At 69.9% G+C, this 19,697-nt stretch carries 20 protein-coding genes; 2 read left to right on the forward strand and 18 right to left on the reverse strand.

The features are described from left to right. Positions 1 to 73: 73 nt before the first annotated feature. Together ACH49X_RS03095 and hisS are read right to left on the reverse strand one after the other, a co-directional pair. On the reverse strand, positions 74 to 721 hold the full coding sequence (locus ACH49X_RS03095) for a hypothetical protein (RefSeq protein WP_357206720.1): 648 nt from the start codon (positions 719 to 721) through the stop codon (positions 74 to 76). Between the two features lie 146 nt (positions 722 to 867). Next, positions 868 to 2,139 (reverse strand): histidine--tRNA ligase, encoded by a 1,272-nt coding sequence (hisS, locus tag ACH49X_RS03100; RefSeq protein WP_195082306.1) that lies wholly within the window; start codon positions 2,137 to 2,139, stop codon positions 868 to 870. A gap of 139 nt (positions 2,140 to 2,278) precedes the next feature. Between hisS and ACH49X_RS03105 the strand changes: the two genes are divergently transcribed. Then, positions 2,279 to 3,157: a peptidylprolyl isomerase gene (locus tag ACH49X_RS03105; RefSeq protein WP_195082305.1), complete on the forward strand. Its 879-nt coding sequence runs from the start codon at positions 2,279 to 2,281 to the stop codon at positions 3,155 to 3,157. 405 nt (positions 3,158 to 3,562) lie between these two features. Further along, positions 3,563 to 4,108 (forward strand): hypothetical protein, encoded by a 546-nt coding sequence (locus tag ACH49X_RS03110; protein WP_195082304.1) that lies wholly within the window; start codon positions 3,563 to 3,565, stop codon positions 4,106 to 4,108. Between the two features lie 91 nt (positions 4,109 to 4,199). Here the strand turns inward: ACH49X_RS03110 and ACH49X_RS03115 are convergent, their stop codons facing one another. From ACH49X_RS03115 to ACH49X_RS03190, 16 genes are all read right to left on the reverse strand, one after another. Then, a complete protein-coding gene (locus ACH49X_RS03115) occupies positions 4,200 to 4,583 on the reverse strand; it encodes a DUF4913 domain-containing protein (protein ID WP_323124419.1) in 384 nt (127 codons plus the stop codon). Next, positions 4,580 to 6,415: a type IV secretory system conjugative DNA transfer family protein gene (locus ACH49X_RS03120; protein WP_195082303.1), complete on the reverse strand. Its 1,836-nt coding sequence runs from the start codon at positions 6,413 to 6,415 to the stop codon at positions 4,580 to 4,582. The genes ACH49X_RS03115 and ACH49X_RS03120 overlap by 4 nt, the downstream gene beginning before the upstream one ends. Positions 6,416 to 6,457: 42 nt before the next feature. Further along, positions 6,458 to 7,021 carry a hypothetical protein gene (locus tag ACH49X_RS03125; RefSeq protein WP_357206722.1) on the reverse strand — a complete coding sequence of 188 codons (564 nt, stop codon included), beginning with the start codon at positions 7,019 to 7,021 and terminating at the stop codon, positions 6,458 to 6,460. Positions 7,022 to 7,086: 65 nt separating this feature from the next. Further along, positions 7,087 to 8,751, reverse strand: a complete 1,665-nt coding sequence (locus ACH49X_RS03130) for a peptidoglycan DD-metalloendopeptidase family protein (RefSeq protein WP_357110286.1) — start codon at positions 8,749 to 8,751, stop codon at positions 7,087 to 7,089. 37 nt (positions 8,752 to 8,788) lie between these two features. Next, positions 8,789 to 9,097: a transposase gene (locus ACH49X_RS03135; RefSeq protein ID WP_067802237.1), complete on the reverse strand. Its 309-nt coding sequence runs from the start codon at positions 9,095 to 9,097 to the stop codon at positions 8,789 to 8,791. Continuing rightward, complete coding sequence (locus ACH49X_RS03140) at positions 9,094 to 11,238, reverse strand: hypothetical protein (protein ID WP_357206723.1); 2,145 nt, start codon at positions 11,236 to 11,238, stop codon at positions 9,094 to 9,096. Before ACH49X_RS03140 ends, ACH49X_RS03135 begins: the two co-directional genes overlap by 4 nt. Before the next feature lie 7 nt (positions 11,239 to 11,245). Beyond that, complete coding sequence (locus tag ACH49X_RS03145; protein ID WP_195082299.1) at positions 11,246 to 12,736, reverse strand: SCO6880 family protein; 1,491 nt, start codon at positions 12,734 to 12,736, stop codon at positions 11,246 to 11,248. After that, a complete protein-coding gene (locus ACH49X_RS03150; protein ID WP_195082298.1) occupies positions 12,733 to 14,208 on the reverse strand; it encodes a hypothetical protein in 1,476 nt (491 codons plus the stop codon). The genes ACH49X_RS03145 and ACH49X_RS03150 overlap by 4 nt, the downstream gene beginning before the upstream one ends. Continuing rightward, the gene (locus tag ACH49X_RS03155; protein ID WP_195082297.1) at positions 14,202 to 15,011 is read right to left on the reverse strand and encodes a hypothetical protein; all 810 of its coding nucleotides are present in this window, start codon (positions 15,009 to 15,011) and stop codon (positions 14,202 to 14,204) included. Before ACH49X_RS03155 ends, ACH49X_RS03150 begins: the two co-directional genes overlap by 7 nt. A gap of 23 nt (positions 15,012 to 15,034) precedes the next feature. Continuing rightward, complete coding sequence (locus tag ACH49X_RS03160) at positions 15,035 to 15,847, reverse strand: hypothetical protein (protein WP_357206725.1); 813 nt, start codon at positions 15,845 to 15,847, stop codon at positions 15,035 to 15,037. Next, positions 15,844 to 16,500, reverse strand: a complete 657-nt coding sequence (locus tag ACH49X_RS03165) for a hypothetical protein (protein WP_323124420.1) — start codon at positions 16,498 to 16,500, stop codon at positions 15,844 to 15,846. The genes ACH49X_RS03160 and ACH49X_RS03165 overlap by 4 nt, the downstream gene beginning before the upstream one ends. A 31-nt stretch (positions 16,501 to 16,531) precedes the next feature. Next, a complete protein-coding gene (locus tag ACH49X_RS03170; RefSeq protein WP_228826988.1) occupies positions 16,532 to 16,807 on the reverse strand; it encodes a hypothetical protein in 276 nt (91 codons plus the stop codon). An 8-nt stretch (positions 16,808 to 16,815) separates the two neighbouring features. Then, positions 16,816 to 17,112, reverse strand: coding sequence for a hypothetical protein (locus ACH49X_RS03175; RefSeq protein ID WP_039799032.1), 297 nt, complete (start codon positions 17,110 to 17,112; stop codon positions 16,816 to 16,818). Between the two features lie 51 nt (positions 17,113 to 17,163). Then, a complete protein-coding gene (locus ACH49X_RS03180) occupies positions 17,164 to 17,826 on the reverse strand; it encodes a DUF6668 family protein (RefSeq protein WP_067811318.1) in 663 nt (220 codons plus the stop codon). Continuing rightward, a complete protein-coding gene (locus ACH49X_RS03185; protein ID WP_195082294.1) occupies positions 17,823 to 18,701 on the reverse strand; it encodes a MinD/ParA family protein in 879 nt (292 codons plus the stop codon). Before ACH49X_RS03185 ends, ACH49X_RS03180 begins: the two co-directional genes overlap by 4 nt. A 15-nt stretch (positions 18,702 to 18,716) precedes the next feature. Beyond that, positions 18,717 to 19,685 carry a hypothetical protein gene (locus tag ACH49X_RS03190; protein ID WP_195082293.1) on the reverse strand — a complete coding sequence of 323 codons (969 nt, stop codon included), beginning with the start codon at positions 19,683 to 19,685 and terminating at the stop codon, positions 18,717 to 18,719. Positions 19,686 to 19,697: the final 12 nt, after the last annotated feature.

The following is a 19,697-nucleotide window of genomic DNA, read 5'->3' on the forward strand; positions in this document are numbered from 1 at the left end:
CCGCGACCGAACGCCCACGGTGAGCTACGCGACAGTGCCGCGCGCGCGGTCCCCGAGGACAACCGCGGCAAGGTCAGCCGAGCGTGGCGACCTCGCTGTCGGTGAGCACGATCGGCGACACCGCGTCCTTGGCGCGCGCCAGCCGCACGGCGCGATACAGCGGCCGCTCCTCCAGCCCGGCATCTCGTGCCTCGGCCCGCAATTGCTGCACCAGCATCTCCGAAACCGCTACCGCCGCGGCCAATTGACTGGCGGCGAGCGCGTCCGCGAGCCTGCGCAAACCGAGCAGATGCATTTCGCGGCCGCTGCCCGCGTCGGTGTACATGGCCAGCGGAACGACCTGCGACACCTCCCCCGCGGTGACCCGCAGGGCGATCCGGCTCAACCGGGCCGGGAACACCAGGACTTCGACCCCGGTGGCCGCCGACATCTCCACCCGCCGTTCGCCGAACAGCCTGCGCGCGTGAATCACCGTGCCCGTCAACCACATTCGCCGCCGGCGCAGCGCGACGGCGTACAGGACGGTCGGCGCGCCGACGACGACGCCGACGGCGGCCGCGATCGGCCAGCTCACCACGGTCGCGGCCAGCAATGCCGCGCCGAGCCCGATGCCCGACGCGGCCAGCGCGAGGCGGCGCAGCATCGGCGCGTACAACTCGGGCGCGACCAGATCGAGGCCCACCGGCGCGATCGCCTGCTGGTCATCAGAATTCGTGGACACTGCTCCGCCCTCTCGCGACTCCGGCGGCGGTGGTGCGCGCGCCGGTCACGCTACCGCTCCCGTCGCCCGGCCGGCCACGGGTTCGACGCACAGTACCGTGCGGTCGGCGGTCGCGCCGCGAAACCCGGCGCGTACCCGCCACCGCGCTACCCGGCCAGCGACTCCCGGATCACGCCGACCACCTCCGGCAGCGGAATCTGCCGCTGGTCACCGGTCGCCATGTCCTTGAGCCCGATGGTGTTCTCCGCGAGATCGCGATCGCCGAGCACGAGGGTGAACTTCGCCCCGGAGCGGTCGGCCGCCTTCATCGCGCCCTTCACACCGCGTCCGCCGTAGGCCAGATCGACCCGGACGCCCGCCGCGCGCAACTGGGCGGCCACCACCACCAGCCGCTGCTTGGCGGCGTCGCCCAGCGGCACGCCGAACACCTCGCAGCGCGCCGGGTTGCCCGCCGACTTGCCCTCGGCCGTCAGCGCCAGCATGGTCCGGTCCACGCCGAGGCCGAACCCGATACCCGACAGCGGCTGCCCGCCGAGTTCGGCCATGAGACCGTCGTAGCGGCCACCGCCGCCGATGCCGGACTGCGCGCCGAGACCGTCGTGCACGAACTCGAAGGTGGTCTTGGTGTAGTAGTCGAGGCCGCGCACCATGCGGGGGTTCACCACGTACGGCACACCGAGCGCTTCCAGGTGGCCGAGCACCTGCTCGAAGTGCGCCTTGGCCGACTCCGACAGGTGATCGATCATCAGCGGCGCGTTCGCGGTCATCTCCCGCACCTGCGGCCGCTTGTCGTCCAGCACGCGCAGCGGGTTGAGCTGGGCGCGCCGCTTCGTCTCCTCGTCCAGCGGCAGCCCGAACAGGAAATCCTGCAGCAGTTCGCGGTACTGCGGGCGGCAGGTCTCGTCACCGAGCGAGGTGACCTCGAGCCGGAAGCCGTCCAGGCCGAGCCCACGGAACCCGGCATCGGCGATGGCGATGACCTCCGCGTCCAGCGCCGGATCGTCGACGCCGATCGCCTCGATGCCCACCTGCTGCAACTGCCGGTACCGGCCCGCTTGCGGCCGCTCGTAGCGGAAGAACGGACCGGAGTAACACAATTTCACCGGGAGCTGGCCGCGATCGAGACCGTGTTCGATCACCGCGCGCATCACGCCGGCGGTGCCTTCGGGCCGCAGCGTGACGCTACGGTCGCCGCGGTCGGGGAAGGTGTACATCTCCTTGGTGACCACGTCGGTGGACTCGCCGACACCGCGGGCGAACAGGCCGGTGTCCTCGAAGACCGGCAGCTCGATATGCCCGTACCCGGCCAGTCGTGCGGCGCGGAGCAGGCCGTCGCGTACCGCCACGAACTCGGCCGAGCCGGGTGGCACGTAGTCCGGTACCCCCTTCGGGGCGGAGAAGCTGCTGGTCTTGGTCACGATGCTCCAGTTTCCACCACTACGGCCCCGCAAGTCCAACCGGTTGTCCGAACCGCCTCTCGAGGAGGTTGCGGAACAGTCTCAGGGAGAAATGGCACACTCTTATCCCGATGTAACCGGATACGGGAGGAACGTGGTAGTGCCGACCAACGAACAGCGACGAGCAGCGGCGAAACGCAAGCTGGAACGTCAGCTCGCCAACCGGGCCGAGCGGGCGCGCAAGCGCAAGCAACTCACCATCGCCGGATCGGTACTCGGTGTCGTCGTGGTGGTCGCCGCCGTGACCGGGGTGTACTTCTTGACCCGCGGCGACGACAGCAGCAGCTCCGACGCCGCCGACGCCTCGCTGTCCAGCACTCCCGCCGCGGCCGCGCCGCCGTCCGCGAAGGCCAAGCCCGCGACGGTCGACTGCACCTATCGCGACAGCGCCAAGCCCGCCGACAAGCCGGTCGGCAAGCCGAAGGCCGACGGCATCCCCACCACCGGCGTCGATGCCAAGATCAGCGTCAGCGTGGAGACCAGCCAGGGGCCGATCGGGCTGACCCTGGACAACGCCGATTCGCCGTGCACGGTGAACAGCTTCGTCAGCCTGGCGTCGCAGAACTACTTCGACGGCACCAGCTGTCACCGTATGACCGCGGGCGAGGGCCTGAAGGTCTTGCAGTGCGGCGATCCGACGGGTACCGGAATGGGCGGACCCGGTTACGAGTTCGACAACGAATACCCGACCGATCAGTACGCTCCGAACGATCCTGCGGCGACCTCGGAGCCGATCGCCTACAAACGCGGCGTGCTGGCCATGGCCAACGCGGGACCGGGCACCAACGGCAGCCAGTTCTTCATCGTGTACGCCGACTCCCAGCTTCCGCCCCAGTACACCATCTTCGGCACCGTGGACGACAACAGCCTCGGCACTCTCGACAAGATCGCCGCGCTGGGCCAGGACGACTCCAACGGCCCCGGCGACGGCAAGCCCAAGCAGCCGGTCACGATCCAGTCGGTGCGTATCGACCGCTGAGTGTGCGCCCTCGGGCCCGCCGCCGTTCTCCGGCAGCGGGCCCGAGTCGTGTCCAGCCCCAGGTCGACGTGAGAAAGTCGAGCCTTCTTCGGTTAGGATGCCCTCAGCTCGAAGATCGTCCGGCTCGCCCGAAGACACGCCGGAAATGTGCGATATATGCCGATGAAGCAGCGCACTCGTTCGTTTGTGCCGACCTTTGTCAGGTAACCTCGAAACAAGAAGTTCTTGCAGCGTAGTGCGGCCTCGGCCGGGCTATCCCCGGGCAGGAAGCGCCACGCCACAAGTTCTTCGGGTGTCCACGTTTGCAGGCGGGACCCGCTGCACGGGACTACAGTTCGCGTGGCGGCGTCCGTAACGAAGCACCACAATCATCCATAGTGATCACTGCAGCATCGGGGAGCAGCCATGTCCGAGGAACTGGACGACATCGGCCGGGAAACCGCGGCCATGATGAGGACAATGTTGCAGCTTGCGACGCTGGTCGCCTTGCGGACCCGCGAGCGTGGTCAGAAGGAAGCCGAAGCGCGCGTCAAGCTCACCGAAGCCCGGCTCAAAGAGGCCAAGGAACTGCAGCTGCGGGAGGCCCGCGACGCGAAGGCCAAGGATCCGCGCAACACCGAGCTGGCCCGGCTCATCGAGAAGCCCATCCCGCAAAAGGGTGTGTCGCTGGAAAAGGACCGGTTCTCCGCGCAGGCGGAGGCTTCCCGAATGGCGGCCACCGCCGCGGGCAACCCGGCTATGCGGTACGACTCCCAGGAACGTCGCATGGCGATCGCGGCCCATCTGGCCAAAATGGGTGTCGCGCCGGAGCTTGCCGCGGTACGGATGCTGATCGAAGTAGGACAGGCACAGCCGCCCGGCGAAGCCGTGCGCACCCGGCCCGGTGAGGCCCCTACGGTCACCAGGGCGGGACGGGAACAGGAGTCCCGCGGCCTGGAACGAAGTCGATAGCCGGAAGACGAACGAGTGCCCGCTGGATCATCCAGCGGGCACTCGGCTGTCGGCGAACCCTTTCGACGGGAAGTGCCCTGACGCCTCGTCGTCACGCAGGAAAGTTACCTATCGTGGGGTCGCTGAACATGCCGTTCTGCGGCGCTTTCGTCGGCAGCGGACTGAGCATGTCCTTGTGTCCGTTGCGCACACTGCAGTACTTGAACGGCCCCTTGGGATCGAACAACTTCGCCATATGCGGATCGGCGTGATCCAGGAACCAGACGCTCAGTCCGGTCGCTCCGTCCTGGCGGTAGTGCTCCCAGGCGCGCCACAGCGCGTCCAGCCGGGCGATGGCCTCCGCGTGTTGCCACCACTCCGGGCACCACACGGTGTCACTGAGATCGGTGACCTGCCGACGGTAGATCACGCTGAGATAGTTCTCGACGAAATCCACCACGTTCGCGTAGTGCATGTTCTGCTGCTGTTCGTTCACAGCGGCCGGACCTCCTCGACTTGGCCGTACTCCGGCGGTGGCGTCGACTTGCTCAGCGACGGCGAACCGATGACGTCCGCGATTCGCGTCTTGTGCTGCGGATCATGGTGCGAGATGGACTGTTTCACGTCCGCAGCGTACTCACCCTCCCACCACGGCACGGTGCGGATGAGCACCGGTGGCGCACCGGAGGGGAACAGGATGGCCCGTCCGCGCGGCAGCGTCGCCAGTCCGTTGACCGAGAAGGTCTTGGACGAGCTCAGCGAGCGCGAGTAGCTCTTGCCGCCCTTGGATTCGGAGACCGACTGCGAGATCGCGTCGTACTCGCCGAGCACGTCCGAACGTTCCTGCAGGAACTTCGTGTCGTCCACGCCGCTGCCGAGCACTTTGATGTTCGCCGCCGACCACAACGCGTTCATGCCGCTCTCGCCCCAGCAACGGACGCCCTGCGCCCAGGACTGCAGCACGGTCATCACGACGATGCCCCGCGAGCCGAAGTGGCTGTACTGCTTGGGCAGATCCTTCCAGCGCACCACGTTGGCCGCCTCGTCCAGCACCGCCAGCAGCGGGATCGCCAGGCGGCCACCGGCCGACTGCGACGCCTTGCGCATCGCCACGTCCACCACCGCCTCGGTGAGCGCGCTCACCAGCGGCGCGGCCGAACCGCGGCCCTCGAGCGACAAACTGTAGAGCGTTCCGTTCTTCTCCAGGAACTCCAGCTCGTCGAATTCCTGGCGGTCGCCGCCCCGGGAGATCCACGGATGCACGTTCGACAGTTTCAGGCACCGGATCATCTTCTTCGCCGTGCCGAAGATGCCGCTGCGCGTGCGCGGATCGGTGTTGTACTGCGAGGACAGGCCCGAGGCCGTGTAGTGATGGCGGGCGGCGCGCAGCAGCTCGATCGGTTCGGTGTCCTGCGGGTTGGTCACCCACTCCCACACCTGCACGATCGGCCTGCTGCCGTTGCGGTCGCCGACGGCGGCGGCGAGGAACAACCCGGCCAGCAGGTCCTCGGCCTCGGGATCGAAGAACGCGTCGGTCTTGGTGTCGCGGCCGTCGTCACCGTCGGCGAAGTGCCCCGCCAGCCGCGCCGCGCGCATCTCACAGCCCTCGCGCTTGGCGTCCACCCAGGACAGCGGATCCCAGAACCAGGTCGGCTCCTCACCGGCGACGCCCTGCGGATCGAAGACGAAAGTGGGACTTCCCTTCCCCTCGCGCACATCCCGGGTCGCGTCCACCACGTCGCGCTTGTTCGAGGTCGCCAGCACCGGACCGATCGCGGTGAGGATCGCCGGGATCACCCGCGACGTCGACTTGCCCTGGCGCGGACCCCAGATGTCCAGGTGCAGATCCTCGTACGAGCCGTAGAGCATCACCCCGTCGGCCACACCGACGCCGATCGGCACGCCCGGAGCGTCGTTGTAGCCGAGCTTCACCCCGAGCTGCTGGGCCTTCTCCCGGACGCCCGCCTCGGTGAGCATCGAGATCGCGCCGCCGTTGCCCATCACGTCGGCCTTGTCGTCGACCGGCAGCCTGCCCTTGGACCTGCGCTTCTCCAATTCCTTGCGGATCACCAGATACGCGACGACGCTCAGGATCACCAGCAGCACGATCGCCGTGGCCGCGGCGGGCCAGCGCAGCCTGCCCCGGGCCAGATCCGCCAGGATGGCGATCGGGTTGAAGGGGACCTTCTGCGGGCTGCCCTCCAGCATGTTGCCCAGATGCAGTGCCAGCCAGAGGGTTCCGAAGATCGCGAAGCCGGCGTAGGTCAGTAGCAGGCTGACGTCGGGTCCGGGGATGGCCGGATCCGTCACCTTTTTCTTCTTCGCCATGTGTCCCTCCTGGGTAGGCCGTCCGGTACGGAAAGCGGGTGGTCAGCGGAATGCGTCGAGCCGCCAGCCGTCGGGTGTGCGCACAACGGTGGCGATCACCGTCGCGGGCGGCAGCGGCTCCTTGCGTCCGTTCGGATAGACGACGGTCTGCTCGATCCCGATCTTGAACTGCTGGATGTTCGGATCGCTCAGGGCCGGCGCCTTCTCCCCGGACGCGAACGTGAACGCCTCCACGTGCGCCCCTTCCCTCGCCCAATCCGCCCATTGCAGCGTCGACTTCGGCGTCTCGGCAGCGGTGGGCGTGGCATCAAGCATACGAATCAGGCTGGGGCCGAGAAACTTCCGCGCCCGGCCCAGGGACTCGCCCTGGGCATCGGTGGCGGGCTGCCAGCTGTAGATCTCCCGCAATGCCGCCACCGCGACACCGTCCGGCGTGACCGGGTCGGGTGCGGGCACGCCCTCCAGCAACCGGGGTGTGGACGTAGCGGAGTGCGCCGCATCGGATCCCGAGTCCGCGCGGTCGGTCCGGCCACAGGCCGCGCCCAGCACCGCGACGCTCACCACCAGCATCACCACCAGTTTCGCGCGTGCATTCGCTCTATCCATCCAGGCTAGCCGCACACCGGGGCGTCGCGGCAGTACCGCCACCGTGTGTTCGCGCCCGTCAACGCTCACAGCACCCTCCTCGCCCGTCCGTCTCCCGGCACCGCGACTTCCGAAACGCCACCGCCAGAGCGGACGTCCGCGCCGGGCACCGACTGGATCATCCGCCCGTTGCCCGCGTAGACGCCGACCTGTGCGGGTCCGCGCGGACCGAAGGAGCTGAACACCAGATCCCCCGGCTGCGCCTTGCTGATCGGCACTTCCGCGCCCGCCTCCCACTGCTGTTCGGCCGTGCGCGGCAACGTCACCGTGCCGGAAGACGCCGCGAACACGGCCGCCGCGGTCAGACCCGGCCCGTCCAGTCCCCCGCCGCTCGGTCCTTGCGGCCCGCCGCCGCCCCAGACGTAGGGCGTGCCGAGCCACTCGTGCGCCGCTTGGACGATCTGGTCGCCGGGCGAACCCTGCCCGGGGGTGAACCGGCCGAGTGAACCCGGCGCCCGGTACTGCGCTTCCATCGTCAGGATGTTGCGCACGTACGGCTGCGTCTCGGCGTAGTGAGCGGCGAGCTGGTTCGGCATACCGCCGGAGGCCAGCACCGCACCCTCGCCCGCGTTGTACGCCGCCAGCGTCAGCGCGACGACATCGCCCTGCACCCTGCCCTCGGCCTGCCACCGCTGGATCTGGTGCGCGATCGCGCACATGTAGCGCCCTTGACCGATGATCGCGTCCCCGTCGTCCCACACGCTGGCGACGCCGTTGCCGTCGGCGTCGATCACATAGGGCTGACCGTCGTCGGGGTTGATGCTCACGGCGGTGGTGGGCAGGAACTGGGCCAAGCCCTGCGCACCGGCCGGCGACGTCGCGCCGCGGCGGAAACCGGACTCCTGCCTGCCCTGCGCGGCCAGCAGCGAGGGCGTGATCTGCGGGCAGAGGGAACCAGCGCGGCGATACCAGATCTCCAGCTCCTGCGGCACCTTGCCCGGGGCGAGCGCGCCACCGGCGGTGCCGAAGCCGAGGCTGCAGCGGGGATCGCTGGAAAAGGCGCGCGCACCGCCGACATCCGGGGTCGGCGCACCGTCCAGCCATGGCAGCGGGTCGATCTGCCGTCCGCCGGTGAACCGGCCGCCGGGGACGATCTCGAAATGCAGGTGCGGGCCGCTGGACTCACCCGCCGACCCGACCGCGCCGATGTGCTGCCCAGCGGTCACCGTGTCGCCCGCCCGGACCAGGACGCCGGAGTCCCACATGTGGCCGTACACCGCCGAGTACGACCTGCCGTTGGTGTCCACCGAGTCGACCACGATCCAGTTGCCGAATCCGGACGCCGGACCGGCGGCCACGACACGGCCGTCGGAGACCGAGAAGATGGGCGTGCCGTCCGGCGCGGCCAGGTCGACGCCCTTGTGCGCGCCACCCCGCGAGCCGAAGGTGTCCGACACGGTGAAGGTTCCGGTGGCCATCGGCAGCGTGCGGCGCAGCGGGCCCGCTCCCGCGGCGAGCGATGGCGTGGCGGTCGCGGCCGGATTGGTCCGGCTCGCGCCGGGACCGGTGGTCGCGGCGGCGCGCCGATCGCCCGGCGGGTAACCGCCCAGGGGCGCAAGCGCCGACTGCGAGCCGAGCACGGAGCCGCCCTCGCAGGCGTCGTCCACGGCGGGCATGACGATGACCAGCACGATGGTCATCAGGCCGAGCACCGCGCCGAGCGCCGTCCACAACGCCGTTTTGCCGCTCACCGCCGCACTCCGGCATCCTGCCGCGCGCGTGCGGGGCTCACGTGCGGCGCCGAGTCTCGTTGAGCGTGTCGGCCAGCGTGCGGTTCATCTCGGCGGCGGCCGCCAGTTGCTGTTGCAGCAGCGCGACTTTGCGCCGCAGCGCGGTCGCGTCCATCCGCTCCAGGCTGGGGCCTTCGGCCGCGCGCACCCAATTGCGCACCGAGTTCGTGTGCACACCGATCTGTTCGGCGACCACCCGGCAGGCCTCCGACTCGCTGCGCAGTTTGCCGGTCAGCGCGATGACCTGCTCGACCGCCGCTTGGCGCACCTCCGGCGACACGCGTCGGTAGGACCGGTGGGGCATCATGCTGCGCTCCCCGGTGAATCCGTCCCCCGCGAGATCGATTCGGTGAACTCGCTGAACCGCTGGTTGGTGTCGTGGATCCCGCTTTCCTTCTCCGACAGCGTGAATTCCATGTGGAACGGGATGCCCGGACGGCGATCCTCGCCGATCTTCAGCAGGAACTTGCCGGTACCCGGCGGGGACGGCCGCTGCTGTCCCGGTTTGAGCGCCTCACCGGTCAGCGCTTGCGGCGCGGACCATCCGGTCACCATCTCCTCCTCGGCCGATGTGAACGGAACCGTGCTGTCGAGCCGTTTGATCTCCTCGGCCGGGAGCGCGCCGAAGATCTTGGCGCGCGCCCGCTCGAGGAAACCGAGCGCCTTCGCGATGGCGGCTTCCGATCCGAGCGCCTGCAGGTCCTTGATGGTGTGGCTGATCATGATCAGCGCGGTGGCGATGCCGCGCTGCAATCGGGTGAGCTCGTCGACGCGGTCGACCATGAAGTCACCGAGGCCGAGCACCTGCCACAGCTCGTCCATCACCACCTGGAAATAGCGCTGCGGACCGAGTTTCGCGTCGGCGAGCACGTGCGCGGCCTCCACCGAGGCGAACCCGTCGGCCCAGCAGGCGAGCATGACCGCGGCCTTGAGCTTCTTGTCGCCGGTCGGGATGTGCGAGACGTCCATGCACACCGCGACCGCGCTGGTGTCGATCGGCACGGTGGTCTGCCCGTTGAAGACCGCGCCGAACGGTCCCTGGGTGAGCGCGCGCAGCGAGCGGCGCAGACCCTTGATCGCCTCCTGATACTCCGCGACGTCGTCGGCGCCCGCGTCCAGCATCAATTCCTCGCCGCCGCCGACGATCACCTCGAGCAGGTTCTCCATGATCGGCGGCTGGTCCGGCGTGTACCCGCTGCCCGGCCGGTACAGGATGCGCAGCGCGGTGGAGATCAGCGTCTCCTCGTAGTCGCGGACCCGGTCGCCGCGAACAAGCTCGACGAGGCCGGCGATCAACGTCACCTGCCTGGCCCGCAGGTCCTGCAACACCTGCAGTTGCAGCGCGGGGAACTCCTCCAGCCGCGGGACGACCGCGCCGAGCACGCCGGCGGCGAGCGGGTTGAGCTTGCCGTGCCCGTAACCCAGATCGATCACCTGGCCGCCGACGAGCTCGACCATCTTCCGGTAGTCCGGCTTGACGTCGGCGAGGATCAACGGCGTGATCCCCTGCGCGATGCCGCCGAGCACGATCCGGCGGACCAGCGAGGATTTGCCGAAACCGTTGAGGCCGAGCACGAACAGGCTGGGCGCGGTGATGAAACTGCCGCGCATGAACCAGTTCATCGGGTCGAAGCAAACCGGAGCGCCGGTGTGCAGATGCGACCCGAGCGGCGTGCCGATCAGCGGCGCGCCCGCGCCGACCGACCACGGCCACAGACCGGCGACCTGGGCCGTGGTGGCGCGGTACTCGACCGGGCGGCCGACCACGTTCATCCGGCCGCCGCCAGGGCCCGCGTAGCCGCGGTCGGTGAGTTGCGCCGTGCTGCGGTCGAATCCGTCCTCGATCGTCTGCTCCGCGCGGGCCGCGTAATTGCGGCGGCGGATGTCGTCGGTGCGGACCCGGAACTGCGCCCACGCCGCCCGCAGGCCGTTGCCCTCGCGGGCGATCATCTCCAGCTTGGCACGGGTGGCGTCGTCGAGCAGCGGCGGCCCGGACTGCTTGCGCCGATCGGCTTTCGCCTTCGCGCGGCGGGCCGCCTTGTCCGTGTACGGGCTGCCCATGGCGCGGTCGGCGGTGTAGTCGACCTTCGCAGGCCGTGCCATGCGGCCGTTCCTCGCGCCGTTGCGATCCGGACGCGCGGCGCCGCGCTCGGCGGCCGCGTCACGGGACGTGCGCGAGGTCCGCTCGGCGCGAGAACGTTCGGCGTGGCCGCGTTCGGCGCGCGCGCCGTCGCTGCGGCCCGCGCCCGGTCGCGCGCGCCGTTCGCCCGCGCGCCGGTCGGCCGTGTCGACGCCGAACCGGTCCTCGCCGTTCACCCGCGCCGAGTCCCGTGCGGGGCGCCGCCGCTCCGGCCGCTGTCCCCACTCGTCCCGTCCGGATTGCTCGAGTCGCCTGCGGCGTGCGTCCTCGTCCCGTTCTCGTACGGGTGGCTCGTAGTCCCGTGCCATGAATCGCTCACCCCGCCAGTGCCTTCGGAATTGTCGCGTGTTCCGGCAGGATCACCCCGCAACCGAGCGAGGCCGCGAAGGCCGCCGCCTGGTAGCGGTAGCACCGCCGAATCTTCAGGCGCGCCTGGGTCGACAGGTCGCGCGTGATGGCTTCGATACGCGGCAGGTCACCGCGCAAGGGCTCGGTGATGGTCACCAGCGCCCCGAAGCGGGTCACACCGTGACCCCTGGCCTGCTCTTCGCGGGCCTGCTGAGTCGCGCCGACCCGCAGCGTCGCCGCCGCGGACACGACTCCGCGTTCGCTCTGTTGGGCCACCAACGCGTTCTTGAAATCGTCGTCGACGATCTCGGCGGCGTCGGCGGCTGAATGCGGACGGTACACGATCGCGATACGTTTGCGCGGCACTTCGGGATTCGGTGCGAGCAGCCGCTGCAGCACCCGCTCGTCGACCGCGCCCTCGGGCGCGGCGTCCATCTCCCAGGTGACCGACCGGCCACCGTCGTGCACCAGGTGATCCCACTTCTCGTCGTGGGACACCGGGCCCGCGTCCGCCCAGTCCAGGCCGTGCCCCTCCGGTTCGCCCGCGGCCACCTCGAGGTCGGCCTGGGAGGCGGGATCGTAACTGCGGCGGATGAACGAGATCACCTCGTCCGCCGACATCGGCTGGGCGCGCACACCGGCTTCCGCCAGCGCGGCGCAGATGCCGGGCAGGCGACGGCCGATCTCCACGGCCTCTTCGGCCGGGTTCTTGCGCCGCTCGGCGGTGGTGGCCTTGAACGTGATCGCCACCCGCGGCAGCAATTGCACCCGCTCCTGCGGCAACTCGGTGGCCAGCTCGTACATCACCTGCTGGGCCAGCTCCGGCGCCTCCGGCCTGGTGATCGTGGAAACCTCGGTGAGCAAACGGTTTCCGGTCTCCGGCACGGTGTCGATCACCGGAACCACGGCGACGATGTCGCTGGTCTGGCCGACCGAGGCGAGGAAGGTTCCCCACGCCGACACCCACCGGTCGATCACGGGCTGATCCACCGCCTCGTGACCCTGCGGCCACGCGCGCAGCACCACGGTGTACTGGGCGAACTGGGGCAGGTGGATCATGCCGAAGCTGTAGCCGCCCGCATCGATGCCCTCGTACAACTTGGAGGGTGCGAGCAGGCCCGGCAAGCGGGTGACGCCGCCCGGGATCCGGGAGAAGCGGCCACCGCGGTACACGTGCTCGCCACGACTGCGCGAGCGCATCCAGTTGAACATCATCAATCCCGTCTCGTAGCCCGAACGACCTCCGGTCCGCCACACCAGCGGGACCATCACGACGACACCCGCGCCGCCGACGATCACACCCCACTGGAAGCCGCCGACCATCGCGGTGATCAGCGCCGTGATCACGACCGCGAAGCCGAGCACGGTTTCCTCCCAGCGCAAGCCGAAAAGGCCCGCGCTGCGCGGCTTCTGCCAGAGTCCGTACGAGCGCCGCTCGTAGGTGTCGCTGATTGTCATCGCGGAATGGTGCTCCTCCCGAGGTCGGGTGAACGGTTCGTCCAGCGATCGCCCGCGACGTCACCCATGGCTTGGTCGGCCCGGCTGAGCCCGCCGCTCGCGGCGCGCGCCGCGCCGATCCGGCCTGCCGTCCTGGCCGCTCCGGACGCTACCCCGGCCGCGCCCGCAGGTCCGGAGGCGCGCGGGGCCGCGCCGCCCTGCGGACCGCCGCCACCACGCGGCGGCGTCGGCCGTGGCGCGCCGCCGCCACCACGCGGTCCGCCCGCGCCGCCCGGACGCGGGCCGGTGCCGCTGCCGCTCACATAGCCGGCCCGGCCCGGCGCCGCCGCGTCCCTGACGCCGACGGCCTTGGTGCCCATGGCGCCGAGCGCAGCCACACCGACCAAGGTGCCGCCCGCCGCGGTGAAACCCGAACCGCCGCTGCCGACGATCGCGACGGCCGGAGTGGCCAGTCGCATCAGCGCGGGCAGCACGAACGCCACGCTGCACAGCAGCACGATCGCGACCAGCATGCGCTGGGCCTGTTCACCGTCGGGCAAACCGCTGGTCGGGGTGAGCGAGTCGACGTGGCCCGCCGTGGTGAACGCGATCATGTAGACGATCGCCGCCACCGGCTTCCACAACATGAAGGCGATGATCCAGCCGATGAGCTTCTGATAGGACTGCTTGCCGATGTTCATGCCGGAGGCCGCGGCCGCCAGCGGCAGCACACCGGCCGCGATCACCAGCAATCCTTGCCGGACGATGGCGAGCACGATCTGCGCGAGCGCGCCGAGCAGGCCGACGATCGCGATGATCAGCACCAGGCCGGGCGAGAAAGCCTGCAGCTTACTGGTTTTCACCATCAGCTCGGCCAGGTCCTTGGCATTGCCGTTGGTCGAGTCGTCGATGATCCACTCCGCGAAGCGGTCCGACGCCTGCGTGCCCGCGACGATCACCGCGCCGAGCATCCAGGAGCTGAACACGACGCGGGTGAACATCCGGAACGATTCGGCCGCCTCGTTCATCGCGGCCCCGCGTCTGGCTTCGGCCAGTCGCGCCCCGGACAGGATCACCGACGCGATCAACAACAGGATCTGCGCTTGATAGGTGTAGTCGTTGATCTTGGTGAACAGCGACCCGGAATCGCTGGCCGCCTCGTTGGGCACCTTCATCCAGAAGGTCAGCGCCAGGATGATGGCCTCGCCGAGACCGTTCATCAGCGAATCGACCACCTTGCCGAAGGTCGAATCCCAGGCCTTGTCCTTCACCGCCGTCGCCGCCTGGCCGGGATGCGAGGCGGCGTTACCCGCCTTGCACGCGGCCGACGCGGCGTCACCGAGGGTGAAGCCGGGCAGTCCGAGGCCGTCGAGGCTGTCGTGGATCTCGTTACACGTGTCGTCGAAGCCGTACGTCTGGCCGTAGGCCACGGTCGGAGTCGCGATCATCACCGTGAAGATGACCGCGAGGATTGTGACTAGCCGCCTCACCATTGTGTCCACCCATCGATCGAGCCGATCGTTTCGAGCGGCTGTGCGTCGCCCGCGGACGACTTCAGTCTCCAGCCACCGTCACGCCATACCACGTTGAGTCTCATGGCCACCCAACTTCGCCCGCCGTGCAGGAACTCACGGGTCTTGCGGGCGACACGAACAACAGCGAAATCGTCACCATAGCTTTCGATTCGGAACGCGTCGGACGCGTACAGCAGCGGTTTGACGCTCTCGGGCAGGACGTCGGGCACTTTGCCCTCGGCGATCTTGCGCTCCCGGTCGGCGAGTTCCTCGGGCGTGAGGATCACCACCTGCTGCCACAGCGTGTGGTCGGTGGGCCGGGCCACGGTCCGCCAGTAGATCTGCTCGGCGGCCAAGGCGGCGCCCTGCGGGGTCTTGGCGAATCCGAAGGGAACGCCGTTGTCGATGCGCGCCGGCCCGTCGGTCGTGGAGAACGGAACGACCGGGCCGCCGTACACCTGTTGCCATCCGCCCGGCTGGTTCGTGCCGCCCGGCGCGCCGGTCAGCCACTCCGGATCGGTCGGCGTCCGCGGCGCGCCCGACTGGGTAAGGGCTTGTCCGGCAGGATCTTTCGGGATGTCGAACCGATGGCCGAACGAGTCCTTTCCCGATCCGGCGAACGAGGGTCCCGAAGCCGGGCCCCCGGCGAGATCGGTCGCCGCCGTCGTCGTCTGCGCCACCTGATCGGGTGCCGCGTCGTGGTCCCGGACGGCGAACACGGTGACGACCGAGGCGACCGCAACGGCCAGTACCGCACCCGCGCCCAGCACAGCGGGCGGCATGCGATCGGAAGACCTCCTCCGGCTCACCATCTCGTCCACCCCTGCAACGACTCGATGTACTCGGTCTGGGCGTTGTTCGTGGTCGTCGGCTTCAGGCGCCAGTCGCCCGCGTCCCACACCATGGCCAGGCGCGTCGCGGCCCACAACTGTTTTCCGTCGATCACCGGCCCCCTGGTGGCCAGCCGGACGATGGCCAGATCGTCGGCGTAGTCGTCGACTTTGAACGCGTCCGAGGCGACGAAGTAGCGGGTCACCTTTTCCGGCTGCTGCCGCGGCAGCCGGTCGTCGGCCAGCGCCTTGTCGTAGGCGGCGATCTGCTGGGCGGAGACCCGGACCTGGCGCACATACAGGTCGCGGTCGGCGGGACGGGCGTTGAGCCGGTAGGTGATCTGCGCCGCGGCCAGCACCGCACCCTGCGGGGTGTGCGAGTATCCGACGGCCAAGTCGTCCTCGATCCGCGTCGGCCCGTCGGAGGTGGAGAACGGGACGGACGCGCCGTACACCCGCTGCCAGCCGTGCGGTTCGGCGGTGCCCTCCGGCGCGGCGGTCAGCCAGTCCGGATCGGAGGGCTTGCGCTGCCGGGACGGGTCCTGCGGAAGGGGTTGTCCCGCAGGGTTGTTCGGGATGTCCACGCGCCTGCCGAGGATGTCCAGCTCGGGGCTCGCGAAGCCGGTGCCGCCGGAGCCTTCGGTGACGGCGGGCGTGCCGTCGACCGGCTCGTCGTCGCGGCTGACGAAGACGAAGATGCCGACCACCACGATGAGCGCGAGCACGGCGGCGGAGGCGACGATCCCGAAGGAGACACGGTCGCGCGTGTACGACTCCCTGTCGCTCACGTCGGTGCCTCCACTTTCACGATGTCGGTAGGTAATGCGTCGATCGAGTCGATCGGCCGGTCGGTCGAATCCGGGTCCGGCAGCCGTAACCTCCAGTCCTCGCCGAACCACTCCACGGCGGTGTGATGCACCGCCTTCGATCTGTCGGAGTACTCGGTGTACACGTCGACGGTGGAGCGCGACTCGGTGTAGCCGGTGATCTTGTAGCCGAGCAGACGAGGGGCGAACTCCGCGCCGGCCGGGCCGGTGATCGAGAGCTGCACCCGGTTGATCGCCCACTCGTCCTTGGCCGGACCCGGAACCACCTCCGCCGCGGCGACTTTCGCCCACTGCGTATCCGCGGCCACCGCCAAGCGCACCGAATGGGTCAGCGCGGCGATGGCCGCGCCGCGCGGCGAGTGCTCGAAACCGGTCGCCGCGCCGTCGGCCGTCGACCTCGGCCCTTGGCCGGTGTGCGGCAGCGGCACCCCTTGGAACGGCTGCCATCGCACATCGGTGGGAGCGGCCGAGAGATCCGGCCCCACCGAGTCCGCGTCGCCGCCGCAGCCGACCGCCGCGAACAGCAGCGCGGCGCCGACGACTCCGGCCGCGGGGCGGCGGATGTCACGCCGCCACGCCGCGGAGTCCGCCGGCCGCAAAACTGTCGAAGTCATTCCCGCGTCGTCCCCGTCCCGCTCCGGCGGCTCACGCGGGCAGGAACGCCAGGGCGATCCCCGACGCCGTGCTCGCCACCACAGCACCAAGCAGGCTCATCAGAACGCCGTGCGAGGCATCGTTCATGGCCAGGTCGCTGCGAAAGACCAGCCACAGTTTCCCCGCGGAGACGATCATCCAGGCCAGGCACACCAACAGGACGAACCACAGCAGCCAGTTCAGCAGCTGCATCAGCGGTGCGAGCACGTCGGCGGGCATCTGCTTGTAGGCCAGCGTCCCGGCCGCGAGCATGTGTACGGTACCCATGGTCGGCATCAGGTCCCGATGACCGCGTTCATGATGGTGCCCGCGCTGGTGGCGACCACGCCGCCGATCATCGCGCCCGCCACCATCTTCGGCGACTCCAGACCACCGCCGGTCCACTTCTCCCAGGCGAACTTGCCGCCCGCGTAGACGATGCCGCAGATCCCCGACAGCAGGACGAACCACGTGAGATACCGCACCAACTGCAGGATCTTCTCCGAGCCGGGCGGCGCCTCGGGCGTCGGATTACCGACTTGCGCGAGTACGGTGCCGTACGTGTCCTGCACGGCGAGGAGGAGCGTGCTCATCGGGTGCCTTTCTCGAATAGTGGGTGGTGGTCGCCGATGCGATGCGGACGTTCACTCATCGGGCGGCTTGCGCAGATCCGGTGACCCGCGGTCGTAGCTGGCCTCCTCCAGTGCCGTCCGAGCGGCCGCCACGATGTCGGCGCCGAGCTCCCGGACATCGAGCGGGACTTCCTCCAGCAGATCGAGCTTGCGTTTCCTCGGCGGCACCGGGTCGCCGGGCGACCACACCGGCAGCTGCTCCGGTTCGACCAGCGTCCACTCCTCGTACCACGGCACCTGCCATACCTGTCCGGCCAGGGAGCCGACCACGTCGCGGTAGCGCCGGATCTCGGGCGCCATCCGTCCCGGCCTGGCGGCGACGGTGATCAGGCCGAGCACGTCGCAGGGACCGGCGAAACCCGAAAGATGTTGGCGCAGAAGGTCGTGCGCGCGGGACAGACCGGCGATGGTCTCCCTGGCGACCAGGACGACGAACGGACTTTCGCGGTCGAAGACGCCGGGCCAGCGGCGGCCCGAATCCGCCGCGGGCGCAAGCACATGCGCGAGGGTACTGGCTCCGGCCCCGCCGTGCACACCCAGCAGCCAGACCAGCGGCGCACGGCCGACGCCCGGCACGGGGCGGTCCCAGATGGCGGCACGGCGGGACTCCGGCGGAGCGATCACACCGGCGGGCGCTGGGTCGGGCTGACGCGGAAAAATCATGGCGGCGGTCATGATGCCACCCCGGCCAGCAGGCGCCCATACGCCCGGCGCGTCTCGGCGGCCAGCGAGGCGTGCCGCACGAGTTCACCGCGGGCCAGATGCGGATCGTAGGGAATCTCCCTGATATCGCGGACCCACCCGGACAGGTGCTCGCGCAAATGATCCGCTACCCGGGAGTCGTCACCGGGATACTGGTGCGAGACGACGATGGTGGTGTCGCCGACGATGCCGCCGCCATGTCCTTCCTCGGCCTCACCGAACTGGTCGTCGAGCCATTCCAGAGCCACGCGCAGCCGGTTGGCCGCGTCGGTGCGAGCCGGAATGGCAAGTACCAGAGCGACATCCGCGTCATCGAGCAAGGGCAGCAGTTGCCGGGCGGCAATCGGATGTCCCCCGTCGTAGACGGCGGTGTATCCGGCGTCGCGCACGGCACGGGCGACCGTGAGATAGGTCGCACGCCTGCGCAGCGGCGCCGCGTCGCGCCACAGCAGGCCGATGCCGGAGGTCGCCCGTGACAGGCACTCCTTCAACGGCGCGGGCTCGTCGTCGCCGCGTCCGTACAACCAGGACTGCAAACTGATCGGGTGCAGGTGCTCGTCCGCGCCGCGCAGCGCCAGATCGCTGCCCGCCGACGTGGCGTCCACCGCGACCGTCGGCGTTCCCCCCGTGCCCAGCTCACCCGCCAGACCCAGTGCCGTCGTGGTGGTACCCGCACCACCGCACCCGCCGACCACCAGGATCGGCCGCGGCGCCGGACGATCCGCTTCCGAACCGTCGCCCTTGCCGCGCCGTAACCGCACCACCGGAGCCTTGGAACGCACCGGCCGGCTCGACGTGGCGCCCTCCCCGGGCGCCTCGTCGAGCCAGCGGCTCCAGTCCTCTCCCATCGCTTCTGCTCTCCTTTATCCGGCCGTGATACCCGTGATCAGGGTGCGGCCGTCGATCACCGCGGTGGTGACCGTCTGCCTGCTGTAGGTGGCGGGCGCGCCGCCGGGCCGGTATTCGGTGACCTCCACCGAATACCGGTTGTCCGCGACCGTCACGATCCGTACGCAGTGCGTCGTGCCGATCGGGACGGAGTCGATCCCCCGCTGGATGACCCAGGCGGGCTGGACGTCGGCGTCCGGGGCCACGGCCGCGCGGGCGCGTTCCCCCGAGCGCTCGACGTAGTAGGCGTACTGGAACGACAGCACCGCATCGGGGCCGGAGCCCGCGCCGCCCGCCTCCGCGCTGCGCACGATCGCGTCACTGCGCTCGGTCGGGCAGGCGCCCGCGCTCACCGCGCGCGGATCGCCTGCCGCGTGCGCGCCCCCGACGGTGAGCTGCACCGACTCGGACATATGCGTGTCTCTCGGCAGCGCGGCGCGATCGGCGGCGGAGCGCAGCAGGAGCAGCACGCCCACCGCGGCGACGGCGATGATCACCACCGCCGCGATCCCGATGAGCACCAGCCGGGCCCTGCGGACGGCCGGATGGTCACGGGCGGCTTGCCGCAGCGCGCGCGACACCGTGGGGCGCGGCCGCTCGACCGGCTCGTGTTCGTCGTCGCCTGCCCACGGGAACGGCGCCGGACCGGTCCGGCGCGGCGGGACGTAGTCGTCGTCGGGGCCGGGCGCCCGGCCGGTCACCACCCAATCCGACCACCCGCCGGTGAATTCGCTGCGCTGCGCGGGCAGGTCCGACGGGATCTCATCGGGCCTGCGCTGCCACGGCTCGGCGTCGTCGCGGATGTGGTCCGGGTAGCGCGAGGGCGCGTCGTCGTCCGCGGGAGCGATGGTGTTCGCCTCGTCCCGCTCGCCCGCCTCCGGCGCGCCTTCCTCCGGCTCCAGAGCGCCGTACCAGCGGGAAAGCTGTTTGTACGACTTCAACATTCCCCCATTCCC

The sequence above is a fragment of the Nocardia sp. NPDC019323 genome, assembly GCF_044389845.1.
Taxonomy (GTDB): domain Bacteria; phylum Actinomycetota; class Actinomycetes; order Mycobacteriales; family Mycobacteriaceae; genus Nocardia; species Nocardia implantans.

Coding starts and splice junctions, on each gene's coding strand:
- ACH49X_RS03165 (WP_323124420.1), bottom strand. CDS start 16,500: ATGACTTCGACAGTTTTGCGGCCGGCGGACTCCGCGGCGTGGCGGCGT.
- ACH49X_RS03120 (WP_195082303.1), bottom strand. CDS start 6,415: ATGGCGAAGAAGAAAAAGGTGACGGATCCGGCCATCCCCGGACCCGAC.
- ACH49X_RS03150 (WP_195082298.1), bottom strand. CDS start 14,208: ATGGTGAGGCGGCTAGTCACAATCCTCGCGGTCATCTTCACGGTGATG.
- ACH49X_RS03185 (WP_195082294.1), bottom strand. CDS start 18,701: ATGGGAGAGGACTGGAGCCGCTGGCTCGACGAGGCGCCCGGGGAGGGC.
- ACH49X_RS03190 (WP_195082293.1), bottom strand. CDS start 19,685: ATGTTGAAGTCGTACAAACAGCTTTCCCGCTGGTACGGCGCTCTGGAG.
- ACH49X_RS03145 (WP_195082299.1), bottom strand. CDS start 12,736: ATGACAATCAGCGACACCTACGAGCGGCGCTCGTACGGACTCTGGCAG.
- ACH49X_RS03140 (WP_357206723.1), bottom strand. CDS start 11,238: ATGGCACGGGACTACGAGCCACCCGTACGAGAACGGGACGAGGACGCA.
- ACH49X_RS03180 (WP_067811318.1), bottom strand. CDS start 17,826: ATGACCGCCGCCATGATTTTTCCGCGTCAGCCCGACCCAGCGCCCGCC.
- ACH49X_RS03125 (WP_357206722.1), bottom strand. CDS start 7,021: ATGGATAGAGCGAATGCACGCGCGAAACTGGTGGTGATGCTGGTGGTG.
- ACH49X_RS03175 (WP_039799032.1), bottom strand. CDS start 17,112: ATGAGCACGCTCCTCCTCGCCGTGCAGGACACGTACGGCACCGTACTC.
- ACH49X_RS03170 (WP_228826988.1), bottom strand. CDS start 16,807: ATGGGTACCGTACACATGCTCGCGGCCGGGACGCTGGCCTACAAGCAG.
- ACH49X_RS03110 (WP_195082304.1), top strand. CDS start 3,563: ATGTCCGAGGAACTGGACGACATCGGCCGGGAAACCGCGGCCATGATG.
- ACH49X_RS03135 (WP_067802237.1), bottom strand. CDS start 9,097: ATGATGCCCCACCGGTCCTACCGACGCGTGTCGCCGGAGGTGCGCCAA.
- ACH49X_RS03155 (WP_195082297.1), bottom strand. CDS start 15,011: ATGCCGCCCGCTGTGCTGGGCGCGGGTGCGGTACTGGCCGTTGCGGTC.